We start from the raw sequence: 23,607 nt of genomic DNA on the forward strand, positions 1-23,607 counted from the left end.
CGGTGGTGCTACGGCGCGGTCGCGTCGTCGTATTGGTAGAAGGCAGGGTCGTACTGCAGGGCGGCCAGCTCGACGGAGCCGTCTTCGCCTGGCGTGAGCTCGGCCAGCACGGCGTCATATCCAGCGCGCGTGCTGTCGCAGAAGATCAGCTCTGGGGGATCGATGGTCGGGTCGTCCATGATCCAGGTGTTGAAGGCGTGCTCGCCCGGCAGCGCCGAGGCGGCGATGGTGAGGCGGTGGTCGTCGACCCGGGTGGGCACGATCACGCTGGAGAGCGTCCCGTCCTGGAACCGAATCAGGCACCGCGGTGCCGCCAAGGTCCAGTCCAGATACTCGCCCACCTCGATCAGCACCCGGGTGCCGTCCAGGCGCGCCGATTCGATCATGGCGCTGGTGGTGCTGGATCCGGGAATATCGTCGAACAGCTTCACGCGGTCGCCGTACTGGTAGACCAGGCCCATCATCTCGGTCTTGGTCGTGTAGGTAAGCCGCTGGCCCTGGTGCTTCATGAGACGCCGCATGCCGATCCGGTAGGCGCGATCGCGCGTGCCCACGCCCTGCAGCTCGAAGGTCTCCACCTTCCACGGGGTGTCGCCGCCCGGAAGCCGGCATTCCACCGTCTCGGCCGCCCACGTCACCTCGTCGATGTAGGTCACGTCCACGCCGTCGAAGTCATCCGGCCCCGGTGAGGTGAACGCCGTGGTCAACGGCTCCAGCTGCCGTTGCGGTGAGATGCCACCGCGCCAGGCCTTGATTCCCTCGCGGCCGGCCGAGCACATGGAGTCGATCAGCAGGAAGTACCCCATGCCCGCCTGGGCAGCCATCTGCAGCAGGTCGAGGGCGCTGGTGCCCGACTTCTCCGCGCTGAAGTCGAAGAACTCCCCGCGCGGCGTCCAGTAGGTGTTCTCCAGGTGGGTCAGCGTATCGGTGTCGATCTGGTCGGCCGGCAGACCCAGCGAGCGCATCACGTGGGTCATCGCCCCGCTGATACTGCGCGCGGTGCCATCGTCATACAGCCGGGTCGCCTCGACGTTGAACCTGCGGTCCGTCTGCGCCGCCAGCTTGGTGCCGGTGGTCACCGTCAGGCCGATGGTCGTCAGGTCGTCGTAGCGCGTGGGCCGCTGTGGCAGTCGGGCGCGCAGGCCCTGCCAGAAGCAGGCATCGCGCGCCGAGTTGCCGCCGCGCTCGGTCACCCGTCGCACGCGCACTTCGATCTGTCCCGGCGTGCCCAGCGTGATGCGCTCGGTGAAGCCCAGCGAATCCTCGGAGGTGGCCGTGTAGCTGTGGGTACGCACTGACCATGGATCGCCCGACCCGTAGACACGCCACGCCACCCGCACGGTCACGGTGAAGGTGCGCTTGTTGCCCTTGTCGGTGTACCAGATCAGGCCGCCCGGGAAGTTGAAGTCGTACTCGAAGGCGTCGGTAGTCTCTCCGTTAGGGCATACCAGGAACGGCCCAAGCCATTCTTCGCTCTCCTGCAGACCCGTCGCCCGGTAGTCGGTTGCGGTCCGTGAGGTCCAGCCCGGCCAGCTGTTATCGACCACGCCGCCCTCGGTCAGCCGCTGGACCACCAGGGTGAGGCCGGAAACGGCAATGATGCGGTATTCGCTCTGGCCGCGCGACATGGCCAGCGAGACGCTGCCCGGGGGCAGCCCGCCGAAGGCAGTGCCGCCCGGGCCGTCATAGGCCAGCGTCACGCGGGGCAACGTGGCCGGGGTGCCACCGGTGGTGGCCACGCCCGCCGTGGCCGCCGGGCTGGGGCCGAACACCCCCGCCGGCAGTCGGCTGAAGCTGATGCTTCCGCCGGCATACGGGCTGGCCGCCTCGGCGATGGTGACCACCCCGCCCGACTGCGTCGCCACCAGGCCGCTGTCCACCAGCTGATCGTTGATCGCGGTGAGCAGCACGCCCAGGGTGATGTAGTTGGCCACCAGCGCCACGCTGTAGCTGGTGCCACGCCAGCCGATGCCGAAGGTGACCGGCGTGCCGCTGAAGTCGAAGCCAGTGGCCGCAGCCGAGCCAGTGAGCCGCGCGGGGCTCCCGCCTACACCTGGCACGGCCGGCGAACCGGGCGCATAGCTCGCCACGAACAAGCCATAGTCGGCGCCGTTGTAGGTCAGCAGCACCGGCATGCCCACATACGGGGCCAGCTCGGCTACCGCGCCACCGGCGATGACGGAATAGAGGCCGCTGGTGGTCGCGGTAAAGGTCGCCGCCACCTTCAGCGTCAGCACAGCGCCGACGGTCCAGGACGCCGGCACAGACGTGGCCGGCCGCTCCTTGCCGTTCGCATCGGTGACCGTCGCGTTGTTCAGCGTCAGCACGTTGCCCGACACGGTCACCGAATCAGCATTGAGGCTGGTGGCCACGTCCGCCGTGTCGCTCAGGTCCAGGCCGGCCGTGCCGGAGGCGGTGGCGCCGACCTCGGTCGAGTTGACCCAATTCTCGGAGCGCACGTCGCCGCCCACGTCGGCGCCCGGCGGGTAGATGGTCATCTCCACGTCGCTGCCGAAGGAACTGATCGGGGTGTTGCCCAGCCGCGCGGAGCCGAACGGGATCACATGCCTCCCTTTGCCCACGCACACGAACATCTGCGTGCGGTAGGTCTTGCCGCCGACGAAGCGCGACACCGGCTGCACCAGATAGTCGGCCCAGACCCGGCACCGCCCCAGGACCTCCCGTACGGGGCTGCCAAGGCGCGCGGAGTTCGCCCGTGCGGTATCCAGGCTGAGCGTGTCGCCCTGCCCGTACCGGCTACCCGAGGGCATGGTGGCCACCATGTAGATCGCGTAGGCAGCCATGACGGCCACCACGACCCAGTAAACGACCGCGTAGGCGCCTTCGTAGTAGGGGATCGGGTAGATCCGCACGTCGCTATCGGCTTCGATCCACGTAGAAGCCCACGCGTCCGCCGGCACTGCAGCGCCGCACACCTCGACCTCGATCGGGTGGGGCCCCTCGCTCGCGTAGCTCGGCACGTTGGAGCGCAGCCACCCATCGATCGTGGTCCTGCCGTGGCGATGGGTCTCCAGCGGCTCGCCCGGCATGCGTGAGGGGAAAATCCGGATCACGCGTAGTACTCCACCCGATTGAAACGGCACTCGAAGCGGGCGACCGGCAGCACGGTGACGTTTCGGCCGTCGTTGCACTCCAGCGCGCACATGCGGCCCTCGACCTCCACCAGCACCGCCACGTGGGTGACCACGCTGCCCTGATAGCAGAACGCCACCGCGCCCTCCACGAGGTCACTGCCGGCGTGCTGCAGGGCAGCCTCGTTCGCCAGTTCAGCCAGGTCAGCGCGCGTCGCACCCGGGTACTCGTCCCATGGCGCGAGGCCAAGGTCACGCCGCACCTCGTTGACGACGCCGTAGCAATCCAGCTCCGGGAACGTGCGGCCGCCGCTGACCCAGACCACGTCCAGGTACTTTTCCAGATCGATTTTCATGTGATGTAGCGCAGCCCCGGGTGCTTGGTGAGGTTGAAGCGGTCGCGCGGCCAGGCCGTGTCGAGGATGTTCATGAAGCCGGCTGTCACCTGGACCTCCGTTGCAGTCCACTGCCCGCCCTTGATCACCATCGACAACGGCTTCTTGGCCGGCGCCAGCAGGTCGTTGCTCAGGTAGATCCGTAGGGTGACGGTCATTTCGAGCCGGGCCGCCAGCGCCGCCCGGATCTCGGTGCTCACCACCCCATCGATGTTGGTCAGTGCGAAGCGGAGGTCTTGGACCCCGTCAGCGTTGCGTGTGGGCTTGGCCACATCCATGCCGCAGGCCTTGAAAGTCACGGTCTGCCCTGTCTCCAGCACCGCGGTGATGTCCTCCCAGCCCTTGGTGAGATAGTGGGTCTTGCTACCGACCGCGATCGCCAGGGTTTCGTGCTCCACCTCCGCGCCGCCGGAGGCGTACAGCCGTTCAAGAATGCTCATGGCCTGGGCCACTCCCTGTTTGCAGCCAAGTCGATGACGTTGGCCTGCAGGATTCCTTCGGGATACTCAGACCAGCCGTCTGCCAGCAGCGGCCGGGCGTAGATCTCCAGCGGTGCCGTGATCAGCCACAGGTTGCTGTTGGTCAGCGTCGGGCCGTCGTAGATATCGGTGAACCGGCTCTTGTAATAGTCCATCCCCAGCGGGCTGCGTAGCCGGCACGCGAACCACGCGACACCGTCGTTCAGTCCTTCCTGAAACCACTTCTCGAACAGTGCGGCTTGCCCGTCGTTCAACAGCCAGCGGACCTCGACGTTTGTCGGCGTGGCCGTATAGGCGCGGCGCGGCATGGATCGACCACTGACGAACGTGGACCGCTTCATCGGCGAGACGTGGCGCAGGCCGTAGCCTTCGCGCAGCGGCTCGGGCAGCCACTGCGGTTGCATGATCAGCGCCATTACCCGACCTTCCTTCTGACGTTCCAGTTTGAGCGCATGGCCCGGGACTGCGGCCCAGTGCCAGACGTGGTATCGGCTACGCGGTCCTTCCGCGCCAAGGTCACCGCCCGGGTGACGGTCTGCTCTAGCATCAGTCGCTCCCGCTCACTGATCGAGCCGTTGACGTTGAAGTTGAACTCGTTGTTATCGCCAGCACCGCCGCCGGTGCTGGTATCGCGGGCCACCCGCTCCAGGGTCGCATCCAGCTTCGCGCTGGTCGCGGCGGTCGTGACCCGCTCGCCCTTCTGCAGCAACCAAGTGCCGGTCTCGGGCACGCTATCGATGCCGTCGTGCGCCATGCCAACTGCCGAGATGCTCGAGATGATCCCGGCGGTGGCTGCGGCAACCGATGCGATCGCGGCCAGATTCGCCGGCCACGGATTTTTCGCCGCCTCCGCCATGCCCGCTTGGATCGCCAATGTTGCCTGTGCGATCGCGGCCGCCTTCTGCGCCACGAAGGCGACCTTGTACAGCGCAGACTGCTCGCCGAAGCTGTTTCGCATGATGTCTGTGACGCTGCCGAGGCCCTGCTGTGCAGCGGTCAACGTGACCTGCCAGCGGGAGTCTTCCAAGGATTGCAGACGTTTCTGGTGCTCGGCCCTCATCTGCTCTTCCTGAGCATCCCATTCGCTTTCGAGATCCGCACGCGCCTGCCGGTACTCATTCAGCGCTTCCAGCTGCGCCTCATACCTCGCGTTTTCCTGCTCCATCGCCTTGTCGATCTTGGAGAACTCTCCGGCCGCGCCGCCATACAGCGCATCAGGCCCAGCGAATCCGTCTGCACCCGTTCCACCCACCTGGTCCAGCGCGCGTCGAGCCGTCGCCGCGTAATCCGAATCATTCGCCGCGCCGGCGGCCGCCGCCGCCTGGATCACCTTTAGCCGCTCGCGTGCCAGATCGACGCCCAGGCTGTCCTCTCGGTTCAGCTCCTTGCGCAGCTTGGCGAATTCGTCCGTGGCCTTGGCGGCCTGCTCGTTGGCGTCCCTGACCGCGTTGAGTCGATCAAGCTCAATGGCACCGAGGCGCAGCGACTCCTGCTGCTCCGCATTGAAGCCACGGAGAGAGCCGGCCGCCAACTCGAAGTTGAGCTTCTGCAGCTCTGTAGCCTTGGATGACTTGTCAGCGCTCGTATCAAACAGCGCAATCTGTCGGCGCAGCTGGAGGTCAGTACCTTCGAACAGTCGCTGCAGCTGCTGCTGTGCGGCCAAACGCTTCTTTGCGTTCTCTGCATCGGCCGCTGCTGCCTCTGCAGCTTTTCGAGCAGCCGCTGCTGCTGCCTCAGCCGTCTCCGCAGTGGTATCGACCGTAGCAGTAACGCCTTTAAAGTTATCCGCCAGCTCAGCATCGCGATAGCGCTGCGTCAGCTCTCGCTGAATATCCAAACGCTGCCTGGTGAGAGCGTTTATGCGCTTGATGCGGTCTTCTTCGATCGCATAGGTCATTGCCTGGCCGCGAGGGGCAATGGATCGCTTCTTCTCCTCGTTAATCTGGCGAGTTAGGTCAGCAATCCTGTCATCCAAGGCCGACTCACTGACGCTTGAAATGGCGCCGCCAGCGTCCAGCCGCCTCAGCTCGCTCGCTTTTGAGATGAATTCAGCAATCGAGCCGGTGAGCCGGAAAAAGTCGGCCGCGGACTCTGCGGCAAAGGTGATTAATGTGTCAAAACCCTTCTTAGTTTCTGGAGAATTCAGAGTTTCGACAAGGCTGTTGACCGCACTGGCAGCTTCTTTCAGGCTCCCATCCTTGCCGGTGGTTACATCGTTGAGAGTGTTACTCAGTGCTTTCAGCGCACCACTGAAGGTATCGCGGGCCGCCTGCGCCGCGCCACCGTAGGACTCTTCGAGGATCTCCAGAATCATCACCTGGGCCTCGCCTTCCTTGCCGGCCTTCACCAGCTCATCAATGGTGCCCCGCACCTCCTTGGTGAATGCAGCGCCGAACCCCTGCTGCGCAAGTGCTGCTGCCGCCTTGCTAGGTGATTCCAGAGCTCGGCCAATGGTCTCAGCGGACTGGCTCACGCTTATGCCTAAGCGGGCCGACTGGTCGATGATGGCTTGCATCGCGCGGGTGATGTTGGTCCCCAAGATGCCCGAGTAGGAAAGCAGTCGCGTCTGGGCCTCAACTATCTCACCACCACTGAAAGTGGACTTCGACGACAAGGTGTCTGCCATGTCCAGCAACTGCTGGCGGGTGTAACCGGCAGCGCCACCGGTGGACTTGATAATTGCATCGAGCTGCGCAACCTCGCGCTCCGCCGCGGAACTGTTGGCGATAACTTTGGCTATCCCGGCGGTGAGCAGGGTCACCCCCCCGGCTATTGCCGTGCCCAGAGCGACGCCTGCCAGTTTCGCCTGCTTCTCTACGTTCTTGCGCCACTTCTCCGTCTGGCGTTCGGACTTGTCCAGGCCGGACGCAAAGCCGCCGATCTCGGCAATGACGTCGATGGTCAGCGTGCCGAGAGAACGTCGTGACATGTGCAGTTATCCCCAGCTCGCCATCGCCTCATCAAGGCCGATCGGCTCCGCTTTCTGGTATCGAAGGAAGTCAGTTACTTGGAATGCCGGGGCGGACGGCTTGCGCTTGCTGTTGGCGAACAGGCTGGCCAGAAGGCCAGCGTTCCAGTCGGCGCGCATCATCGGGTTCAAGCCTCCGTGGCGTTCCCGGTATGCAGCCCAGAGCCTCACCTCGCGAGCGCTGAGGCGTTCCTTCGCCACAGCAATGGTTTCGCCGCCGATGCCGTTAAGCACCAGCTCGCACCAGAACTCGTCTTCCGGTGTTAGCTCGTAGCTTTTCCCAGCGAGTTCACCTCGCCGATGGCGCTCAGCAGCGCCAGTGTCAGGGCGCCGTCCAGCGCGCCACGGTCCGCATCGGACGCGCCGGTGATGTCACCGACGGTGAAGACGGGCTTGCCGTCCTCATCGCAGATGGAGGCTGCGATACGGCCGGCCACGCTGTCCTCGCGTCCGCCGGCGGCGAGCACGTCGGAGATTGCGGACTGGAAACCCAGCGGCCGCACGAACACCGTGGCGGTGAACTCCTGCTCGCCCTGGCGCCAGCTGATCTCCTTCTCGACCGGGCGGCCGGTGAAGGCGCCGGCCTGCAGCAGGCCAGCGATCGAAAGGGATACCGCCTTGCTCTTCGGGACAGACGCCGGCGGCGCCCCCCGCTTCCGGCCCTGGGGCTTCGCTGCGGTCACGGGGTCACCACCTTACGGACCCAGACGCCGGCGCCAGAGCGCTGCAGGCTCGCAGCGGTGGAAACCACAGCGTTGGCCTGGAAGTCGAAGGGGAAGTCGGCGACGTAGCCGAGGAACGTGTACCAGGTCCTACCCTCGGGCAGCACCATCTCCGGCTCGCTGTTGCGCTGGGCTGTTGCCGCCGCACCGGTGCCGGCACCGCCATTGAAGGCCACCGTCGGCACACTCGTGTAGCCGGTGCCCGGATTGGTGATGGAGACCCCGATCACCGAGCCGCTGTCCACGATGGCGGTTGCCGTGGCGCCGCTGCCGCCGCCGCCCGTCAGGGTCACGGTCGGCGCGCTGGTATAGCCAGTGCCGCCGCTGGTGACGTTGACGCCGCTGATGGAGCCGCCCGGCGCCAGCGTGGGGGCGATGTCCACTCCATCAGACCAGCCGATAGCCCACTGGATCTTCTCGTCGGAATCGTCCTCACCGAGCTGCCACATCAGGTAGTGACTCTCGTTGCGCGGGTCTGCGTTGATCGTGACCGAAGCCTGCCCAGGCGTGCGCAGGCCCTTCTTGTAGGACCGTGCCTTGGTCTCGGACAGGCAGGTGTCTTCGATCTGGTCCGCCGGGTTCGCGCCGGGGTTGAAGTTGGTGATGCACTCGATCTCGCGGATCTGGCCATTGATCAGGCCGTACAGCTGGGTGCCTTGCGTCAGCATGCTCATGAATGTCTCCCTGCGGGCATAAAGAAACCCCGCAGTGCGGGGTGTGGGTGGGTGAAACGGACGAACGTCTTCAGCGCGGCACGAGCCAGTCCACGTCAAACGAGTAGCGGTACAGCTTGGTTTCGGGGTCCATCACCTGGTCGCCCCAACGCGTCACGTATGCCTGCCCCTCGATCGCGTCGCGGATCGCTCGGGCCGCGGTCTGCAGCGACACGGGGTCGTTGTGGTAGACGTCGATCTGCAGCGAGTACCCATCCACATCTGGGCGGTCCCGGAGGTACTGGGCGGACTCCCCGCCGATGGTCTGCCAGACGACGTAGGGCCGCGCGGGCGGCTTCTCCACCAGTCCGAAGGGATAGACCCGCGTGGGGTTGGTGCCGAACAGAGCCAACACCGCCGCGCTGGCCGTGCAGGCCTCGAAGATGGGGGCGATCACTTCTTTGCTCCCTTCGCCTGCTTCGCAAGTGCGCGATCGAGCGCGCGATTGAACTCGAGCGCGAAGGTGTCCACTGCCTTCTGCCCGGCCTGCTCGGCCACCGGCCGCAGGAACGGACGGGCCGCCACCTTGGCCGTGCCCAGCTCGACATGGCGCCAGTACCAGGTGTCGCCACCGGGATTACTGGAGCTGCCATCCGTGGCATACGTCTGACCTGTGCGGCGCTTACGGCGATTCTCGCGGGTTCTGCCGTACTGCTTGGCACCGCCGAGCACACCCAGCCGGAATGCCAGCTGGCCGTCACGCTTGAACGCCCGGGCGTCCCAGCGCTGATCGATGTTCTTCCAGATGGCCTCGCCGGTCTCGTAGTCGTCCACGCGGCGTGCGTTGCTCTGCGCCTGAGCGCGGAGGACGGCGGTCGCCTTCCGCAGCGCGGCGCGACCGCCCTTGGCGTTGGCCTCGTTCTTCAGCTGGGCCATCTTCGCCTTAACGCCGTCCAGGCCGCTCACGTCGAACCGGATGTTGTCAGCCATCGTTGACGCCCTCGCTGCATGGCAGCGTCATGTATTCCAGCCCGCTGACCGGATCGGCCAGCACGCCATGGACGTTGTAGACCTGCCCCCGGTGGATGATGCGGCTCTTGTCGGTGACGCCCGCCCGATGCCGAATGGTGATGCGGGCGGTCACCTCGCTGTCGATCGCCTGGGCGGCCACGAACTCGCGGACGGACGCCGGCACCACTTCGGCGAACACCGTGGCCAGATCGACCCAGGTCGTGATCGGCGCGCCGGATCCGGGATCTTGGCTTTCCACAGGGTTCTGGATCAGGACCCTGTGGCGTAATCTGCCGGCGGCGATCATCGCGGCTTCCCGCTCATGTAGGTGCCGGCCTCCGGATCAGTCTCCACGTCCTCGCTCTGGCAGACGTAGTCCATCAGCCGGTTGGTCGCCTCTGCGCTCTCCGCCAGCGCCTGGGCCACCGCCATCATCGCCTGAGCCTGCGCCAGCTGGGCCGCCGCTGACGCCGCCAGCGCCGCTGCCAGTTCGTTCTGATCGTTCATGCGCAACCCCCATCCATTTCAACAGCCAGGCCCGACGGCGCAGGCAACCTTGGCAGGCCACATCAAACCCCGAGCCCGACCCGGTAGGGCCAGAGCAGGCTACGGGTGCCTTCCTTCATATCCGACACGATGGTGCCGGTGATCACGTTTTCGCGGTTCGCGTACAAGTGTCCGAGGGTGAGTAGCACGGCCGCCCGGATCGCGTCGTTGACGACGATCGGGTCACAGCCCGCGGTGCCGGCCAGCACCGCTGCAGCGAGGGCGTCCTCATCCTCGTAAACCCGCCGATTCAGGAAATCTTGAGCGGCGTCCTCTGCCGCTCCGCCGTAGAGCGTCAGCATTTGGTCGTCGTCGCTATCGACCCGGCAATGCTGCCGGGCCTGTTCGATGGTCACCAGGCGCATGTCAGTCCGCCTTCAACGCCGCTTCCAGCGCTTCGACAACGGTCTTGCGGTCCTTACCGGCCTTCTCCGCATCGAGAGCGGACTGCAGCAAGACCTTGTCCTGCAGCCCAGCCAGCGACGCGATGACGTCCGGAGCGTTGCCATCGACCAGCAGCTCGCCCGGCGTCGACCTGGTGCTGGCGGTGGTGCCGCCTTCCCCCGTACCGCTGCCGGGGCCGGGGCCGGTGCCGGCTTTCGTGCTGGCGCTGGTGCTGTTCACCTCGGGCGCGCCGCCCAGAACTTCCACGAGGCCCTTCTTCTCCAGCTCTTCGGCCTGCCGTTGGTTTCCCACGGTGAACCGTTCGCCCACCTTGCGGGAGCCGTGGTGGTCAAAGCTGGCAATCGCTCGTACTTCGTACATGTCCTGTCTCCAGATAAAGGAAAGGGCGGCCAAGCCGCCCTCTCGGTGGACCGTGACGCCCCCCCCTTACGGGGTGTCGAGGTCGGTCATGGTGCCCTTCACGAAGGCTTCCGGACGGTAGACCGTCAGCGCCAGACGCTCTTCCATCAGGATCTTCACCATGTTCTTGACGAAGTCGCGGTCGTCTTGCGTGGCCACCATGACATTGACGTCCTCGCGATCATGCAGCTCGGCCGCGATGCCGCCGCCGAACGCACCCACGAGGAACTCGCCGCCACCCATCGACTGGGTCGGCACCACGTTGCGGCCCCACAGCGCCGGTGTGGTGATGCCACGCGGGTTGGCGAACAGGTAGGCGTTGTCGTCAGTCTTCTGCAGCTCGATCGCCGCCCAGTCCAGCGGGCTGATGACGATGCCGTCGGCCCAGGCTTCGGCCAGCTCGACCTGCAGGAGCGCCAGACGCAGGCGGTCGATGCGGGTTTCGTTCTGGACGGTCACGCCCGGGTTGGCGTATGCGCGCGCCTGGGTGTAAAGACCATCGATATTCAGGCCCACGCCCGAACCCTTGAGCAGCTGGGTTTCTTCCTTGAGCTTCAGACCGTAGCGCAGGCGACCGTCAATGTAGCCGCGAAGCGTCGGGATATCGGCCAGCACCTGGCGGGAGGCGTGGATCCAGTGGGCGATGGTGGTCACCGCCGCCTGATCAGCTTCGAACGTCAGGTTGGATTCTGGCTTCAGGCCGGTCGGGTTTTCGGCCACCACGTCCGCGTTGTTGGTGTAGCCGGTCTCGCGCACGTACTGGATGGCGTTGGAGGTGGTCGGCACCACGTTCAGCAGATCGCGGATGGTCAGGCGGCGCAGGCCCGGGGCGATGATGCCCTCCCGGCGCTGCGGAACGATCAGGTCACCGGCCGATGCGCCGTCGCTGGTCACGACAGCCTTCACATCCATGTTGAACTTGCTGCCGCCGCCGCTGGCCGCGCGCGCGGCCCACGCCTGGAAGTCCTCGTTGGAGGCCAGCTGCTCGCCCATGGACTGCGGCGCGGCGTACTGGCCACCGCCCTGCTCGAGCTTGGCCACCAGCTGCTCGGCCGACTGCAACCGCGCCTGCAGCGCACCCTGTTCGGTCAGCAGCTTGTCGACGTTGGCACGGGTTTCATCGGTGAGCCTTGCGTGCGCCTTGATTTCCTTCTCGGCGGTCTCCGCCTGCGACTTGATCTGGTCACTGATCTTTTCCAGCTCTGCCTTGATCGCGTCAGGCAGCGCGGCCGCCATCACTGGCGCCATGAGTGCACCTTCGGGGCTGGTGAACAGGGTGGACAGCAAGTGGGTGCCGGCGACCGCGTCTGCGGAAATGACCAGCAACGCCAGCGTGGTGACAATGGCGGCCAGGATGTACTTGTTCTTCATTGGGTGTACCTCAGCGGTTGGGGATGGAAAACGACTTGAGCGCGGCCAGGTAGTCGGCCTCGGTTGGTGCAACGACAGGGGTTTCCTGGCCGTGATCGGTGGGATCGCCCGCACCGCCGCCAGCGGGATCGCCCGCGCTGGACTTGAGTTCACTGATCAGCTGCATGGCTTCCGACTTCGGCATGCCGGACGCGCGCAGCGCCGACTCAATCCGCCGCACCGCAGAAGCGCTTGTCTTGCCCGCGCCGCGCTCGACTTGGTCGGTCGGCAGCAGCTCGTCGGCGAAGCCGCCCTCAATCGCGTCGCTACCTGCGATCCAGGTCTCGGCGTCCATCAGCTTCGCCATCGCCTTCTGGTCCTGGCCGGTACGCGCTGCGTATATGTCGGCCATGGCCCGGTCGAAGGGCTCCAGCGTCTCGGCGTATTCGCGCAGGTCATTGCGGTTACCGGCGGCGACCACCCATGCGTTGTGGATCATCAGGAAGCCAGCCCGGGCAATCTGCACGGTATCGCCGGCCATGGCGATCACAGACGCCGCGGACGCCGCAAGGCCCAGCACCTTCACGGTTACCTCGCCGTCGTGCTCGCGTAGCAGGTTGTAGATGGCCAGGCCCTCGAACATGTCACCGCCCGGGCTGTTGACGTTCACGGTGACCGGCCCCTTGCCGAGGTTGCGCAACGCGCCGGCGATGCGTTTAGCGGTCACGCCCTCCCCGGTCCAATAGTCCTGGCCGATCACGTCGTACACGCTGATCGAGCGATCGGCTTCGTCATTTGCGGCGGCGCGCACGCCCGGGTGCCAGCGGTCCAGCGCGCGGGGCAGGATCTGGCTGCTAACACCCGCGCACACCCTGCCCTCCGGAGCGCCCGGCAGCTTCTTGATCGTCATGCGGTCAGTCCTTCTCTGGCTCGTCTTTGAATCCCAGGAACGCGCGAATCGCGGCCCGGGCTTGGTTGGCGTCGGACGCCTGCCCGAGGCTGTCCAGCGTGGTCATGGCGCTCTGCACCGTCAGCACCGCGGCGTTGCCGCCCATCGGCTCCCGGTCCTCGAGCTCTCGCACTTCGTCTCGAGTCAACACGCCGTTGTTGACCATCGCGGTGTAGAACGCCGCGCGGCCGGCGCTATCGGCGCGCAAAAGGCCCTCCACGGAAAACTTCGGGTAGAAGCGCGACCGGTCGGTTGGCGTCATCAGATCCTTGCTGATCGCCTGCTCAACGCGCTTCAGCCACGGTGCCAACGTGAACGTGAGGAACCCGATCATCTGCTGCTCGATGCCGGTGCCCCAGCTGCTCGACTTCTCGGTGTGCCCGACCATCCAAGGCGGCACGCGGAACCAACGGCAGACCTCTTCGACGCTGAACCCCCGCGACTCCAGCAGCTGGGAGTCGGATGGCTTGATGCCAAGGCTCCCGACATCGCTCCCGCCTTCCAGCAGCGGTGTCTCGCCACGCTCGACCGAACCAAGCACGTTCTTGTGGAACTCGGCTCGCTGGTTGGGTTTCAGGAAGGCCGCGATCTTGTAGTAGATCGTCTGCAACATTCCGTTACTGAAAGTACGCGCTGCGGCACGGTCGGCCGCTATGGCGCCGCCGAACACGTGAGCCCCATAGGCGATCACCGAAACACCGTTCTTTCCGTCCAGGGTGAACCCCGGGATCTCCCAGATCCGCTCACGGGGAATTACACGCTGCCGGCCATCCTCTTCCGTATAGCGCCATTGCTTCTTCCCATCAGCACCACGCGAGGGATACAGCCGATCTGGGTTGAGGAACTGCAACCCCACCAGGCGACCGCCAATCAAAAGTTTCTCGGCGCGCCCAGCGCCGCGCAGCAGCATGGCTGCGACCATTGCTTCCCAGAACACCGACGCCGAAGAGTCGACGTTCGGCTGGTCACGGATGAGCAAGTGCAGCGGGTGTTGTGGCGCGGGCCTCTTACCATTCTTTGCACGCTCGTACATGCCCAGAGGCAGGGTAGCGATAGTTTCGGAGATCAGGCGCACGCAGGCCCATACTGCAGAGACTTGCATCGCAGTGGCGGGGGTGACAGACACGCCAGCAGGCCCGCGCCCGCTGGCGAAACTGCTCCACCCCGCCTCATCGGTAAGCGACAAGGGAAGCCCTAACCAGTCGCGGACAGCGGCGGCGATGCGGCCGGGCTGCTTCAGTGCCCCGGCCGTCACGCCTGGCCCCTGATCGGCGATGACAGGAATCCGTCCATGTCGCCTTCGTCCTCGCCTGTCGGCATCGACAGACCGATACCCATGAGCAGTGCCGCCATGTCATCGATCTTGTCCGGCGACCGTTTCTTGTCGGGCTTCATGTTCAGGTTTCCATCTTTCAACGCGATGAGGTTGGACGCGCACCAGTTCAGGACCGGGTCGTTTCCGTGTTGGATCTTCTTACCGATGTAGGCCTGCTCGAGCTCCTTCATCGCGGGGTGATAGTTCTTCGTGGTCTGGTTGAATTCGACCAACGGGTGCCCATCCGCCAAGAGACGCTGTGAAATTTCAGCTGCGTTCCAGCGGTCATATCCGATCGCCTGGGGACCGAAGCGGGCGATGTCCTCGCGGATCCTTGCCTCCACCACGCTGTAGTCGGTGACCTCCCCTTCGGTCGCCTCAATCAAACCAGCCGCCACCCAGCCGGCATACGGAACCACCCCGCGCTCAGTGCGCGCCCGCACCGCGTCTGCCGGAACGAACCGCCGGCCCCAGGTGTAGTAGACGCCGTCAACTTTCCATACCAGGCGCCAGGACGTCATATCCAGCGTACTTGCCAGATCGAACGCGCCCCAGCACGGCTGCCCTTCGAGCCAGCCCAGATCGACCGCGCCACCGCACCTCTGCCACTTCGTCAGGTCCACCCAGCCGGTGGCAGAAGACGCCGGCCGGTTGAGCCGCTTGATCTTGAACTCGGCAAGCTTCGAGGGCATCTGCCGCGCCTCGACGGCCTCCTTGCGGATGGCCTTCAACAGGTGCGGGTTGGCGTCCATCAGCGGGTTGGCTTTCGGCCACGCTGATTCATCGAATTCATCGTCGTCATCGTCGACGGCGAAGAACACCACCAGGAAGTGGTCGGCCGAATCGCCCAGGATGCCCTGTAGCACCTGCTTGGCGAACTGCCGTATTTCTCCCCACGGCCCCGGGTTGGTATATCCCTCAGTCGTGGTGTACAGCCATAGCGGGTTGCTGCGAGCGCCAGCAGCTGACGTCAGCACGTTCAAGAGGTCCGCCGACTTGTGGGCGTGGATCTCGTCCAGGCCTACATGCGACGGGTTGAGGCCGTCCTGCGTACTGGCCTTGGAGTTGATCGGCTTGAACGTGGCCCCCGTCTCCACCCGGCTGATCGCGTTGGCCCAGCACGCCAGACCGAACGCCTCCTGCAGGTCGGGCGTCTTCTCCGTCATGCGCTTAGCGACGTTGAAGATGATCCGCGCCTGGCTGCCGGTCGTGGCCGCCGAAATGATTTGGGCGCCCTCTTCCTCTTCGCAGCACTGGCAGTAGAGCAGGATCGCCGCAGCCAACGTCGACTTGGCGTTCTTGCGGGCAACCGCGAACAGCGCCGAGGTGAAGCGCCGGCTGCCATCGAGGTTGCGGAAGCCGAACAGCTGCACCACGAAAAACACGTGGGACCGGTGCAGCTCGATCTCCGGCCGTGCCCACTTTCCTTCAACGTGCGGAAGCTTCTCGATGAAGTCGCATGGGTCGCATGCGTGCCACTCATCGAACAGGAACGGCGGCCGCTTCCGCTTGGCGCGCTTGAGGTCCGCCAGGAATCGCTTGCCGGCCAGCCGAATCCACTTGCCGAACTTCTTGCCCTTCTTGTCGGCTACCGCCTCTTCGGCATACGCCGTGCCGATACCAACGTAATCACGCACGGGTCTTCCGCTTCGCACCGTTGTTGGCGAAGGCGTTCCCGGTCTTCTCGACATCGCCGGACGGCCGGACCTTGCCCTGGGCAACTGGCGTCAGCCCGAAGTCATTCATCAGGCCGCGCAGCTGCGACACCATCGACGCCACCGGAGCCAGGCCGGCGGCATAGAGCTGCACGGTGTTGCCGTGCAACGCGCACAGCTGGCCGAACGCGGATAGGCCGGCCTCGGTCAGCAGCTTGTTCGCGTGCAGAATCGGTGCCAGCCGGTCCCATTCCTTGATGGCGTGGGCATTCGGCAGCCAGTCCGGAGCAGGCGGCACGTCGGACACCAGCGGCAGCTCGGCGGCCGGCGCCGGCGGCGCGCGGTCAGGGCGATCCGTGCCGGCCACCACTTTCAGCGATGTCGGTTTGCGGGGGTTCGCCATATTCGTTCCGAGGGCGGTCGTTTGACCGCGAAAAAATGGTTTTTCTCAACTGACGGTGCAGATAAACAGCTGGGCGCACGGTCAGGAGCGCGGACGACCTGAACTTTCGACCCGCCCCTCCCCCTCCGGGCTTCCCCGGGGGCGTGGGCGCGGATTTTCGTTCAGGTTCGTTCGCTGGTCGGCCGTGCCCCGCGAGGACGGTTGCCGAAGCCGCCGTCCTCGCCTGCCGTCTTCACGTCGTGGCAGCGCTTGCAGAGGGGCTGCCAGTTCGACGTGTCCCAGAACAGATCCTGGTCACCTCGATGCGGTATCACGTGGTCGACGATGCGAGCGAGGGTCACGCGCCCGCATCGCCGACACTCAGCACAGAGCGGATCACGCTTGAGGAACGTCTCGCGGGCCTTCTGCCATCGACCGCCGTAGCCGCGCTGCGCGGTGGTGAGGCGAACGGCCTCGGCCGGGACGTGCGCCACGGCATCGGCCTTGTGCGGCCGGTGCTTGGGCGGTCGGGCGGGCATCAGCGGCCTTCCCTGAGCGTGATGGCGCGGCGCGCCCAGTGCTCAACCTTGTCCATGTCCGGAGGTCGGTTGGTCAGATAGCTCGCGAGGGCAACGCTTCCCACATACCAGCGCCACCACCACGCGACTGATACGGCGATGCGAATGCTGCGCATGGCCATCAGAGGAACTCCACCTCGACCTTGCCGTGCTTGGTGCGCTGGATGGCGCGCTTGCCGTGCTTGTGGACCCGGACAGGCGTGTCGTAGTGGCGGACCACTCCCTTGCGGGTGTCGGCATACACCACCTTCTCCACCACCTGGCCATCCAGCAGAACACGGCGACGACCACGGCCGTCGTCGACGGTGTGGATATGGCCAGAACGCCGCAGGCCGAGAAGGCTCACGGCCTCACCTCGGCACGGTCTGCGGCGATGACTGCCTGACAGGCCCTGAGCTGGTCGTCGGCGTCTCGACCGATTCGAACAACTCGGCCCGCAAACTCTTCTCGGCGCTGGGTGGCCGCATCACGTTCGAGGGTGCCGGCTGCGGCTTGGGACAGGAGGCCGGTGTGGCACGCGGCGAGGTCGTTGCGCAGGCGGAGAGCACCAGAGCGCAGGTCAGCCACAACAGCATCAGCGACGGCCGGGGCCGCAGCGCGGTCATCTTCATGCTTCGCTCCGATAGTGGCCATGGTGTCGGCCTGGCTATGCTCGATTGCCCGAGCTTCGTTCACTTGATCGACAACCGCCTCTGCGCCTTTCGCCCGCTGGTCAGATTCGGCCACGTTCGCGCGGTCACCGCGCCAGGACCAACCCGCCCAGAAGGACAAGGCGATCGCCGTGGCGGCAAGCAAGGCGTAAAGACGGATCATCACGGCATCTCCGGCGGGATCACCGCGCCTACCTGGCGCATGGCCGACTCCAGCGACATAACCCGCAGCCTCAGTCGGTGAGCCTCTTCCTGCGCGGTCATGCGAAGCTTGATTTCCTCGGCCAGCTGCAGCGTGGTCGCCGCCTGTGATTCCTCCAGCGACTTCACGCGCTGCACCAAGCCGTTCAACAGGTCGACGTTGGCGTCCGTCTCGGTCCGTTCTTTGCGGCGGGAGAGCAACGCCCCCCAAGTTTCCCTTGCCACCCAGAACGCGGCGAGGCCGCCGGCCATCCACCACGGGACGGTTTCCTCGGTCATGACACGACCACGCCACCGGCTTTGCGGTAGGCCGCCAGCAGGTCATCCAGCTTTCGCTCGTGCTGCCCGTACCCGGCGCCCGGCAGGCTCGCCCAGATGTTGCGGACGAAGCCGATCGCCTTGACGACATGGCCAGCCTTGATCAGGTCCAGCGCCCGCCGCTCCCTGATCTGCTGGATAGCGATCAGATCCTGGCTGAGCGGAGAAAAGTCCTTCAACCCCAGCAGCCGACGGTACGCGTCGTAGTACCGCGACAGCAGCTGGTAGCGACCAGCCGCCGTGGACTTGATGCCCAGCCTGGGCAGCGACACCAGCTCGCGGGGGTGGTCGGCATAGCCGGTGAACAGCCCGCCTCCCACGATCACGTCATAGCCGTGGTCCTTGGTGGGCTGCTTGCCGTTGTCGGTGCCTTCGGACCAGGCCAGCATGTCCAAGAACGCCACGACGTTCACGCCGCCTGCTTGTTGGGGAGTGATGCGAGCCATGGGTTTTCTCTGTCAGGGCGCCCGCCCCGCTGCCGGCTGGGCGCAAGGGTTGATCCGGTCTGGGAAGCGGGCAAAGAAAAAGCCCCCGGCGGGAACCGGAGGCTTCTATGTCATCGTGAGTCAAACTCTAGGCTAGAGGTGTGCACCTGTCAAGCGTTACGCTGTCAGAAATTCAAAGGAACTGATATGCAGGACAAATACACTCCACCAGCCTTCCGTGAGCGCGCTTTTCACTGTCCGATTTGCCGCGTTTACGCTAATCAGGTCTGGAACAATCTGAGAATGGTCAAAGACGGGGTGTGGGATGAGGCGCCCCTTTTCTCCGCGCAGTGCGGGCATTGTGGCAAGTATCATTACTGGCGCTTCGATGAGAACGGGAACCCGCGAATGTTCTCCCCGGAGTCCACCACAGCGCCTCCATTTCATCCGATGATGCCGGAGAGTATTCAAGCTGATTACAGTGAGGCTGCTGCCGTCTTGCCTCGCTCTCCGCGATCTGCGGCGGCCCTTCTCCGGCTCGCTCTGGAAAAGCTGCTCATAGAGCTCGGTGTACCGGGTAAGAGCATCGACGCGCAGGTGAAGTCTCTTGTGGCAGATGGACTTTCACCGCTTGTCCAGCAGGCATTGGATGTATGCCGGGTGATCGGCAACGAGGCTGTCCACCCTGGGGAGATCAACCTAAACGACACGCCTGATTTGGCAGTCAGCCTGTTCGGCATGCTCAACTATATTGTCGCGGAGCGCATTGAGCGCCCCGCTGTGATCGCCCAGCTTTACGAGCAGATTCCGGCTGTGAAACGGGAATGGATCGAGCAGCGCGACAGAGGTGCTAAGCCGCAAGCGCCCAACCCTCAAGGCGCCCCCGGACCCGCTGAAACCCCAGCTCAACAAGGCTAAGGTACTGGCGGTTCGAGACCGGCCGATGGCCGCAATTCGCCATCAGCAAGATCGCCGTCTCGAACCGCTCAATCTTTCTGCGTCCCATCCCGCAGTGGTAAGCACGCAATGCACAGGCCATAGCCACATTATCGCCGGCGATGCTTGAGACAATGTCCTCGATCAACTGGGCACGACTGTCCGACTCCAGCGGCTTGTAACCCTGCGCCCTGCCTGGCATGTCTCCCTTGTGCTCGATCAGCACCTGCAGCACGTTCTTCGACTGATGCCCCAGGTAGTCGCAGTCCCGATGCAATGCATACTCCCTGCCCCAGTGCTCCAGCTCCGTGCGGACGTAGGCCCCAAACGTATCAACCTGCATTGCCCTGCTCCTGTTGCTGGTGGGCGCCCGCTTCCGGCCCGCCCGTGATCCGCACCACTACCTGCCCGCCCTTCCTGCGTTCTTCGTGCACCATGTGGCGCGTGATGAACACCTTGTCGTCGATCCCCAGGACCTGAGCGATACCGTCCCGGTAGGGCTTGAATCGCCTCAACATGTTGTCGTCATCGGGCAGTACCTTGTGGGGCTGTTGATAAAAGTCCACCCACAGGAACAGCCGGCCCGGGGGCAGCGAAACCCCCTTCCAACCTGCCTGGAGCGCCAGAAGCGCGCCGGTTTGCCTCGCCGTGGCGGTAGCGGCGGCCTTCTTGCTCCAGTGGAGCCGCGCGTTCGGCGACAGGTCCTTGCTCGGCCAGGGCAGCACCATTTCCAGCGCGCGCTCAGTCACCAAGCATCTCCGGACGAGCGGCGATCATTGCGGCATAGCGGCGGTGCATCGCTTCACCGGTGAAAGACTTCACCAGGTGAATCTCCTGCAGCATTGCCTCAGTTGGCTCCACCGGCACCAGCACGTAGCCCTCGGGCGGCGTGAGCGCGGCGGTGATGGCCCGCATTGCACGCATGATCTTCACCGATCCGAAAACCGGATCAGTGACAGCGCCTGACCGAATCATGCGCGCCAGCTGCATACACCCATCCGCCTCATACTCAGAAGCCAAAAGTTCCCGCGCCCTCTTCTCGATGTCACTCATGCGGCGATTGCCCCTTCGTCTTCTTCGTCTTCGAACTGCAACATGTGGCTGTCCCACGCATCCGCGAGGTCGTAGCCCGCAGCTACCGACAACCCTTCTGTGCTGTGCGGCCAGCCGGGCCAGGACCGGACCTCGACCATCAACGATCCATCCCGGAACCTAGCGAAGCTGATATGCGGCTTGCGCACGCCCACGTAGCCCCCTCTTGGGGGTTGCTCGTGCCAGTGGGGCCATGTATTGACGCTCACGCCGCCCGCTCCATCTGCTCCCAGTGCGCCATCAGGCGCTGCACCCGGCCGCCCCGCGCCAGGAACTGCTCAATCGTCTCCACCGGCGGCGTGGCCTTCACCGCACTTGGTGCCGGCGTATTCGCGGCTTGCATCCCCACGCGTGCAGCGCGCGATCGCTTGGGAACTGCTACCTCCTGCTGCTGCTGCCGGCGGCCAGACCTGGCACGTCCCGCATCCCTCTCGCGCTGGCGCTCTTTCCGCTCGGCGTCGGTCAGCACCACTCGCGGCATCCCCTGCCCAGTCAGCTCATACACAGGTCCGATCTTGGTCTCCGTGCGCGCAATGAATCCCGCGCCTACGCAGTACCGCACCGCATCGCGGACGGCCCTGCGCTGGTCGATTGTTTCCGCAGCACACCCTTCGCAGATGGCCACCATCGTCCAGGGCGCATCGATCGCGTTCGCGGTCAGCCAAGCACGCACGGCAGCCGGGGTCGGATTGGTTTTGCTGGTCATGCTGCCTGCCTCTGTTCGTTAATGAACGTCTGTTGGGCGATCAGCTCGTCGTCCGAACCGAATGCCTCGTGAAACTTCTTGGACCAGTGCAGCGGCGGGCCCCACCGGTCCACCATCTGCTGCTGAGTCATGTGCTCGTGCCGGTAGCGCTGGTGATGCCACTGGCACAGCGCGTAGCCGAAGAAGTGGCCGCGCCGGATGTTTCCCGACTTGGCGTGGTTGTATTCGCAGCCGTATACGACGTGGCGCTGAGCCATCAAGCCCTGCGAGAACCGCACCAGACAGGCCATACAGGGACCGGTCTTGGCGAGCTCGATCCGCGCGGCCTCGGCCTTCGTCGGCGGTGGCGCGCTGGACCACATCAGCGCGCGCCTCCCCGGCCCTTCTCGTCACGGTCGGCGGCGCGCCAGCCGTGCTGCCATGCCAGAGCCTTGTCGCCCAGTGGCTTTACCTTGCGCGGCTCCAGCTCATCCTGGGTGTCCATCCACACCATGTGCGGGTTGGTGCTGGGCCCCGCACCGTTCAATCGGGCTGAGTACCCAGCATTGATCTCGGCGGCGTACATGCTGCGAGTGCTGAAGGCGGTGAAGTCAGTCACGTGTGGCTCCTTTCGATCGTGTTCTGCGGCGACGCGGGGCGCGCGAGAGTCGCCGCACCTCGGCTTCAATGCGCTTCGCCTCTGCCATGTAGTGCTCGTGGCGCTCTTTTCGGATGACCACGCTGAACTGGTGTTGCTTCAGCGCCTCATCTGCCGAGTCGCGGTAGGCCTGGGCCAGCTTCCGCAGCGCCGGCCCCTGCAGCCGCGGGTCGTGTTCGAAGATGTCGAGCTGGTTGTTGTCCGAGCGCATCAGGCGGCCAGCTCCCGTGCCAGTTCCTCCAAGCGCGCGCGGATCTTCGGGTTGGCGCCCGGGGAGGCCTCGACCTTCCCAGCCAACAGAGCCACCGGGTTGAAGGCCGGTGTCGCCGCGGTCAGCTGAAGGTGGTCGCTCACCTGGTCGTGCGCCAGCAGCCCTTTGCTCACGGCATCCGTGAGCGCCGCATTGCGGCTGGTGAGGTCGAAGCCAAGCGACGGGGCGTAGCTGGCCGGCAGGCGTGCAGCGCGCGCCTCCTTCACCAGCCGCGTGTACGTCTCCAAGAAGGCCTGGCGTGCAGCGATCTTGTCGCCCGCCTGGACCAGCGGCAGCGCCGTGTTCCATGCCTGCTGGGTGAGCGTGGTCCAGACAACGGTGTTGCGTTCGTCCGCTGCCTGGATGGCCACCGCCCATGCTTCGTTCGGTGCCGGGTGGCCGTCGTCGATGCGCTCCAACACTGCCGCGAGCGACAAGCGGCCCTTCAGCTCCCGGCGGCAGGCCCCCAGCGCGCGCTCCAGCTGCGCCAGCGGGTAGCAGGACAGGTCCCCGACCATGTAAGCAGCGGTGGTGGGACGCAGCTGGTCGCCAATCACCTCAGCCGTTACCACCAGCAGCTCGACGAGCCGGTCCTGTTCGTGATCAGCCAGCATTGCCCGCCCTCCCCTTGCGCAAAAGCGCCTTGGCTTCGTCGGCGGCGCTCAGATTCGACTGGGTCTGGTCCGTGTGCTGGGCGCTGGTAGTCGTGACCTGCCGGCCAGTGGCCCACTGGGTCCGGTATGCCTCGGCCCCGGCCAGCAGCACGCCCAGGTCATGCATCCGCTTCACGGCGTACTGCTCGTTGACGCCCAGGAACCAGCCGGCCACCTGCGGCGCCTCTTCCCGGCCCAGCCGCTTCACCAGGTCCCGTACGTTGGTGTTGACCTTGGCGTTGCGCACCGGATCCACGCCGTGCCGCAGACGGTAGGCCGTGCGGTAGGCAGCCCACGTCTGCTTGCAGGCTTCCTGCATCTGCGCCTCAAGGGCCGCCTTGGACAGCGGCGCGGCCAGCGCCGGAACTGACGGTTCTTCTGACGGTTCAATGGGGGTTATATGACGGTTAGGCGGCACGGGGCGCACCTCCAGACCTGCGCCCCGTGCCGGACCCCCTGCATCGGGCGCAGCCCCGGGTGCATTGGGCGCACCCCCTGCATCTGCTGCACCCCCTGCGCCCGGTGCAGCCCCCGATTTCTTGGCCTTGCGCTTCGCCTTCGTGCCAGCCGCCGACACGTCGAACTTGCTCGGCGTCACCGAATACACGTTGCTGCTGTTAAAGCGCCGCTCACGGCTCAGCAGGCCGACCGCTTCGAGATGATCCATGGCGGTGCGCACTGCGCGCTCGGACATGCAGCAGCGCTTGGCGATCGTGCCGATGGCCGGCCAGCACACGCCGTCGTCGTTGGCCTGATCGGCCAGGGAGATGAGGACAGCCTTCTGCGTGACGCTCAGGCTCTGCAGCGGCCAGCACTGGCTCATGATGATCGTAGACATGG

At 65.3% G+C, this 23,607-nt stretch carries 36 protein-coding genes; 1 reads left to right on the top strand and 35 read right to left on the bottom strand.

The annotated features are described in order from the left end of the window. Positions 1-8: 8 nt before the first annotated feature. The 25 genes from PV764_RS01915 to PV764_RS02035 form a co-directional block, all read right to left on the bottom strand. Positions 9-3,074: a host specificity factor TipJ family phage tail protein gene (locus PV764_RS01915; protein WP_421116065.1), complete on the bottom strand. Its 3,066-nt coding sequence runs from the start codon at positions 3,072-3,074 to the stop codon at positions 9-11. Beyond that, a complete protein-coding gene (locus tag PV764_RS01920; RefSeq protein WP_421116066.1) occupies positions 3,071-3,448 on the bottom strand; it encodes a hypothetical protein in 378 nt (125 codons plus the stop codon). Before PV764_RS01920 ends, PV764_RS01915 begins: the two co-directional genes overlap by 4 nt. Then, the gene (locus tag PV764_RS01925; protein ID WP_266084471.1) at positions 3,445-3,927 is read right to left on the bottom strand and encodes a DUF1833 family protein; all 483 of its coding nucleotides are present in this window, start codon (positions 3,925-3,927) and stop codon (positions 3,445-3,447) included. The genes PV764_RS01920 and PV764_RS01925 overlap by 4 nt, the downstream gene beginning before the upstream one ends. Then, positions 3,924-4,382 carry a hypothetical protein gene (locus tag PV764_RS01930; RefSeq protein WP_421116067.1) on the bottom strand — a complete coding sequence of 153 codons (459 nt, stop codon included), beginning with the start codon at positions 4,380-4,382 and terminating at the stop codon, positions 3,924-3,926. The genes PV764_RS01925 and PV764_RS01930 overlap by 4 nt, the downstream gene beginning before the upstream one ends. Beyond that, positions 4,382-6,895 (bottom strand): phage tail length tape measure family protein, encoded by a 2,514-nt coding sequence (locus PV764_RS01935; protein ID WP_421116068.1) that lies wholly within the window; start codon positions 6,893-6,895, stop codon positions 4,382-4,384. Before PV764_RS01935 ends, PV764_RS01930 begins: the two co-directional genes overlap by 1 nt. A 6-nt stretch (positions 6,896-6,901) precedes the next feature. Continuing rightward, positions 6,902-7,168, bottom strand: coding sequence for a phage tail assembly protein T (locus PV764_RS01940; protein WP_266084474.1), 267 nt, complete (start codon positions 7,166-7,168; stop codon positions 6,902-6,904). A 29-nt stretch (positions 7,169-7,197) separates the two neighbouring features. Continuing rightward, the gene (locus tag PV764_RS01945; RefSeq protein WP_421116069.1) at positions 7,198-7,617 is read right to left on the bottom strand and encodes a phage tail assembly chaperone family protein, TAC; all 420 of its coding nucleotides are present in this window, start codon (positions 7,615-7,617) and stop codon (positions 7,198-7,200) included. Then, the gene (locus PV764_RS01950; RefSeq protein WP_346481241.1) at positions 7,614-8,330 is read right to left on the bottom strand and encodes a phage tail tube protein; all 717 of its coding nucleotides are present in this window, start codon (positions 8,328-8,330) and stop codon (positions 7,614-7,616) included. Before PV764_RS01950 ends, PV764_RS01945 begins: the two co-directional genes overlap by 4 nt. A gap of 70 nt (positions 8,331-8,400) precedes the next feature. Further along, complete coding sequence (gene gp17, locus PV764_RS01955) at positions 8,401-8,766, bottom strand: tail completion protein gp17 (RefSeq protein WP_421116070.1); 366 nt, start codon at positions 8,764-8,766, stop codon at positions 8,401-8,403. Beyond that, complete coding sequence (locus tag PV764_RS01960; protein ID WP_421116071.1) at positions 8,763-9,299, bottom strand: HK97-gp10 family putative phage morphogenesis protein; 537 nt, start codon at positions 9,297-9,299, stop codon at positions 8,763-8,765. The genes gp17 and PV764_RS01960 overlap by 4 nt, the downstream gene beginning before the upstream one ends. Then, on the bottom strand, positions 9,292-9,627 hold the full coding sequence (locus PV764_RS01965) for a phage head closure protein (protein WP_421116072.1): 336 nt from the start codon (positions 9,625-9,627) through the stop codon (positions 9,292-9,294). Before PV764_RS01965 ends, PV764_RS01960 begins: the two co-directional genes overlap by 8 nt. Continuing rightward, complete coding sequence (locus tag PV764_RS01970) at positions 9,624-9,827, bottom strand: hypothetical protein (RefSeq protein ID WP_421116073.1); 204 nt, start codon at positions 9,825-9,827, stop codon at positions 9,624-9,626. The genes PV764_RS01965 and PV764_RS01970 overlap by 4 nt, the downstream gene beginning before the upstream one ends. A 62-nt stretch (positions 9,828-9,889) precedes the next feature. Next, a complete protein-coding gene (locus tag PV764_RS01975) occupies positions 9,890-10,231 on the bottom strand; it encodes a head-tail connector protein (RefSeq protein ID WP_346483009.1) in 342 nt (113 codons plus the stop codon). Position 10,232: 1 nt separating this feature from the next. Next, positions 10,233-10,631 (bottom strand): hypothetical protein, encoded by a 399-nt coding sequence (locus tag PV764_RS01980; RefSeq protein ID WP_421116074.1) that lies wholly within the window; start codon positions 10,629-10,631, stop codon positions 10,233-10,235. 66 nt (positions 10,632-10,697) lie between these two features. After that, entirely contained in the window at positions 10,698-12,041 is a 1,344-nt protein-coding gene (locus PV764_RS01985; protein WP_346483007.1) for a phage major capsid protein, read from the bottom strand. Between the two features lie 10 nt (positions 12,042-12,051). After that, a complete protein-coding gene (locus tag PV764_RS01990) occupies positions 12,052-12,930 on the bottom strand; it encodes a head maturation protease, ClpP-related (RefSeq protein ID WP_421116075.1) in 879 nt (292 codons plus the stop codon). A 4-nt stretch (positions 12,931-12,934) separates the two neighbouring features. Continuing rightward, positions 12,935-14,224, bottom strand: coding sequence for a phage portal protein (locus PV764_RS01995; protein WP_421116076.1), 1,290 nt, complete (start codon positions 14,222-14,224; stop codon positions 12,935-12,937). Next, positions 14,221-15,921 (bottom strand): terminase large subunit, encoded by a 1,701-nt coding sequence (locus PV764_RS02000; RefSeq protein ID WP_421116077.1) that lies wholly within the window; start codon positions 15,919-15,921, stop codon positions 14,221-14,223. Before PV764_RS02000 ends, PV764_RS01995 begins: the two co-directional genes overlap by 4 nt. Further along, a complete protein-coding gene (locus PV764_RS02005) occupies positions 15,914-16,342 on the bottom strand; it encodes a hypothetical protein (RefSeq protein WP_070427050.1) in 429 nt (142 codons plus the stop codon). The genes PV764_RS02000 and PV764_RS02005 overlap by 8 nt, the downstream gene beginning before the upstream one ends. Positions 16,343-16,503: 161 nt before the next feature. Then, entirely contained in the window at positions 16,504-16,860 is a 357-nt protein-coding gene (locus PV764_RS02010) for an HNH endonuclease (protein WP_421116078.1), read from the bottom strand. Further along, on the bottom strand, positions 16,860-17,021 hold the full coding sequence (locus PV764_RS02015; protein WP_421116079.1) for a hypothetical protein: 162 nt from the start codon (positions 17,019-17,021) through the stop codon (positions 16,860-16,862). Before PV764_RS02015 ends, PV764_RS02010 begins: the two co-directional genes overlap by 1 nt. Continuing rightward, the gene (locus PV764_RS02020; protein ID WP_421116080.1) at positions 17,021-17,245 is read right to left on the bottom strand and encodes a hypothetical protein; all 225 of its coding nucleotides are present in this window, start codon (positions 17,243-17,245) and stop codon (positions 17,021-17,023) included. The genes PV764_RS02015 and PV764_RS02020 overlap by 1 nt, the downstream gene beginning before the upstream one ends. Continuing rightward, entirely contained in the window at positions 17,242-17,712 is a 471-nt protein-coding gene (locus tag PV764_RS02025) for a lysis system i-spanin subunit Rz (protein WP_421116081.1), read from the bottom strand. Before PV764_RS02025 ends, PV764_RS02020 begins: the two co-directional genes overlap by 4 nt. After that, entirely contained in the window at positions 17,712-18,029 is a 318-nt protein-coding gene (locus tag PV764_RS02030) for a hypothetical protein (protein WP_070427046.1), read from the bottom strand. The genes PV764_RS02025 and PV764_RS02030 overlap by 1 nt, the downstream gene beginning before the upstream one ends. Continuing rightward, entirely contained in the window at positions 18,026-18,514 is a 489-nt protein-coding gene (locus PV764_RS02035; protein ID WP_346483003.1) for a glycoside hydrolase family 104 protein, read from the bottom strand. Before PV764_RS02035 ends, PV764_RS02030 begins: the two co-directional genes overlap by 4 nt. 186 nt (positions 18,515-18,700) lie before the next feature. On the opposite strand from PV764_RS02035, the gene PV764_RS02040 reads away from it, so the two are divergent. Continuing rightward, the gene (locus tag PV764_RS02040) at positions 18,701-19,411 is read left to right on the top strand and encodes a DUF4145 domain-containing protein (RefSeq protein ID WP_421116082.1); all 711 of its coding nucleotides are present in this window, start codon (positions 18,701-18,703) and stop codon (positions 19,409-19,411) included. Here PV764_RS02040 and PV764_RS02045 read toward each other — a convergent pair. Genes PV764_RS02045 through PV764_RS02090 form a run of 10 tightly spaced genes read right to left on the bottom strand, consistent with a single transcriptional unit; the run spans position 19,344 to position 23,605 of the window. Further along, complete coding sequence (locus PV764_RS02045; protein WP_421116083.1) at positions 19,344-19,772, bottom strand: hypothetical protein; 429 nt, start codon at positions 19,770-19,772, stop codon at positions 19,344-19,346. The genes PV764_RS02040 and PV764_RS02045 overlap by 68 nt on opposite strands. After that, positions 19,762-20,157 carry a hypothetical protein gene (locus PV764_RS02050; protein ID WP_421116188.1) on the bottom strand — a complete coding sequence of 132 codons (396 nt, stop codon included), beginning with the start codon at positions 20,155-20,157 and terminating at the stop codon, positions 19,762-19,764. The genes PV764_RS02045 and PV764_RS02050 overlap by 11 nt, the downstream gene beginning before the upstream one ends. Before the next feature lie 13 nt (positions 20,158-20,170). Beyond that, positions 20,171-20,482 carry a hypothetical protein gene (locus PV764_RS02055; protein ID WP_421116084.1) on the bottom strand — a complete coding sequence of 104 codons (312 nt, stop codon included), beginning with the start codon at positions 20,480-20,482 and terminating at the stop codon, positions 20,171-20,173. Further along, on the bottom strand, positions 20,479-20,676 hold the full coding sequence (locus tag PV764_RS02060) for a hypothetical protein (protein ID WP_421116085.1): 198 nt from the start codon (positions 20,674-20,676) through the stop codon (positions 20,479-20,481). The genes PV764_RS02055 and PV764_RS02060 overlap by 4 nt, the downstream gene beginning before the upstream one ends. 50 nt (positions 20,677-20,726) lie before the next feature. Beyond that, positions 20,727-21,227 (bottom strand): hypothetical protein, encoded by a 501-nt coding sequence (locus PV764_RS02065; RefSeq protein WP_421116086.1) that lies wholly within the window; start codon positions 21,225-21,227, stop codon positions 20,727-20,729. Continuing rightward, a complete protein-coding gene (locus PV764_RS02070) occupies positions 21,224-21,589 on the bottom strand; it encodes a Ref family recombination enhancement nuclease (RefSeq protein WP_421116087.1) in 366 nt (121 codons plus the stop codon). The genes PV764_RS02065 and PV764_RS02070 overlap by 4 nt, the downstream gene beginning before the upstream one ends. Beyond that, on the bottom strand, positions 21,589-21,825 hold the full coding sequence (locus tag PV764_RS02075) for a hypothetical protein (protein WP_421116088.1): 237 nt from the start codon (positions 21,823-21,825) through the stop codon (positions 21,589-21,591). The genes PV764_RS02070 and PV764_RS02075 overlap by 1 nt, the downstream gene beginning before the upstream one ends. Further along, positions 21,818-22,075: a hypothetical protein gene (locus tag PV764_RS02080; RefSeq protein WP_346481263.1), complete on the bottom strand. Its 258-nt coding sequence runs from the start codon at positions 22,073-22,075 to the stop codon at positions 21,818-21,820. The genes PV764_RS02075 and PV764_RS02080 overlap by 8 nt, the downstream gene beginning before the upstream one ends. Continuing rightward, on the bottom strand, positions 22,075-22,728 hold the full coding sequence (locus PV764_RS02085; protein WP_421116089.1) for a hypothetical protein: 654 nt from the start codon (positions 22,726-22,728) through the stop codon (positions 22,075-22,077). The genes PV764_RS02080 and PV764_RS02085 overlap by 1 nt, the downstream gene beginning before the upstream one ends. Continuing rightward, the gene (locus PV764_RS02090) at positions 22,718-23,605 is read right to left on the bottom strand and encodes a helix-turn-helix domain-containing protein (protein ID WP_421116090.1); all 888 of its coding nucleotides are present in this window, start codon (positions 23,603-23,605) and stop codon (positions 22,718-22,720) included. Before PV764_RS02090 ends, PV764_RS02085 begins: the two co-directional genes overlap by 11 nt. Positions 23,606-23,607 lie beyond the last annotated feature (2 nt).

It is taken from the genome of Stenotrophomonas sp. AS1, assembly GCF_048957655.1.
Classification (GTDB): domain Bacteria; phylum Pseudomonadota; class Gammaproteobacteria; order Xanthomonadales; family Xanthomonadaceae; genus Stenotrophomonas; species Stenotrophomonas bentonitica_A.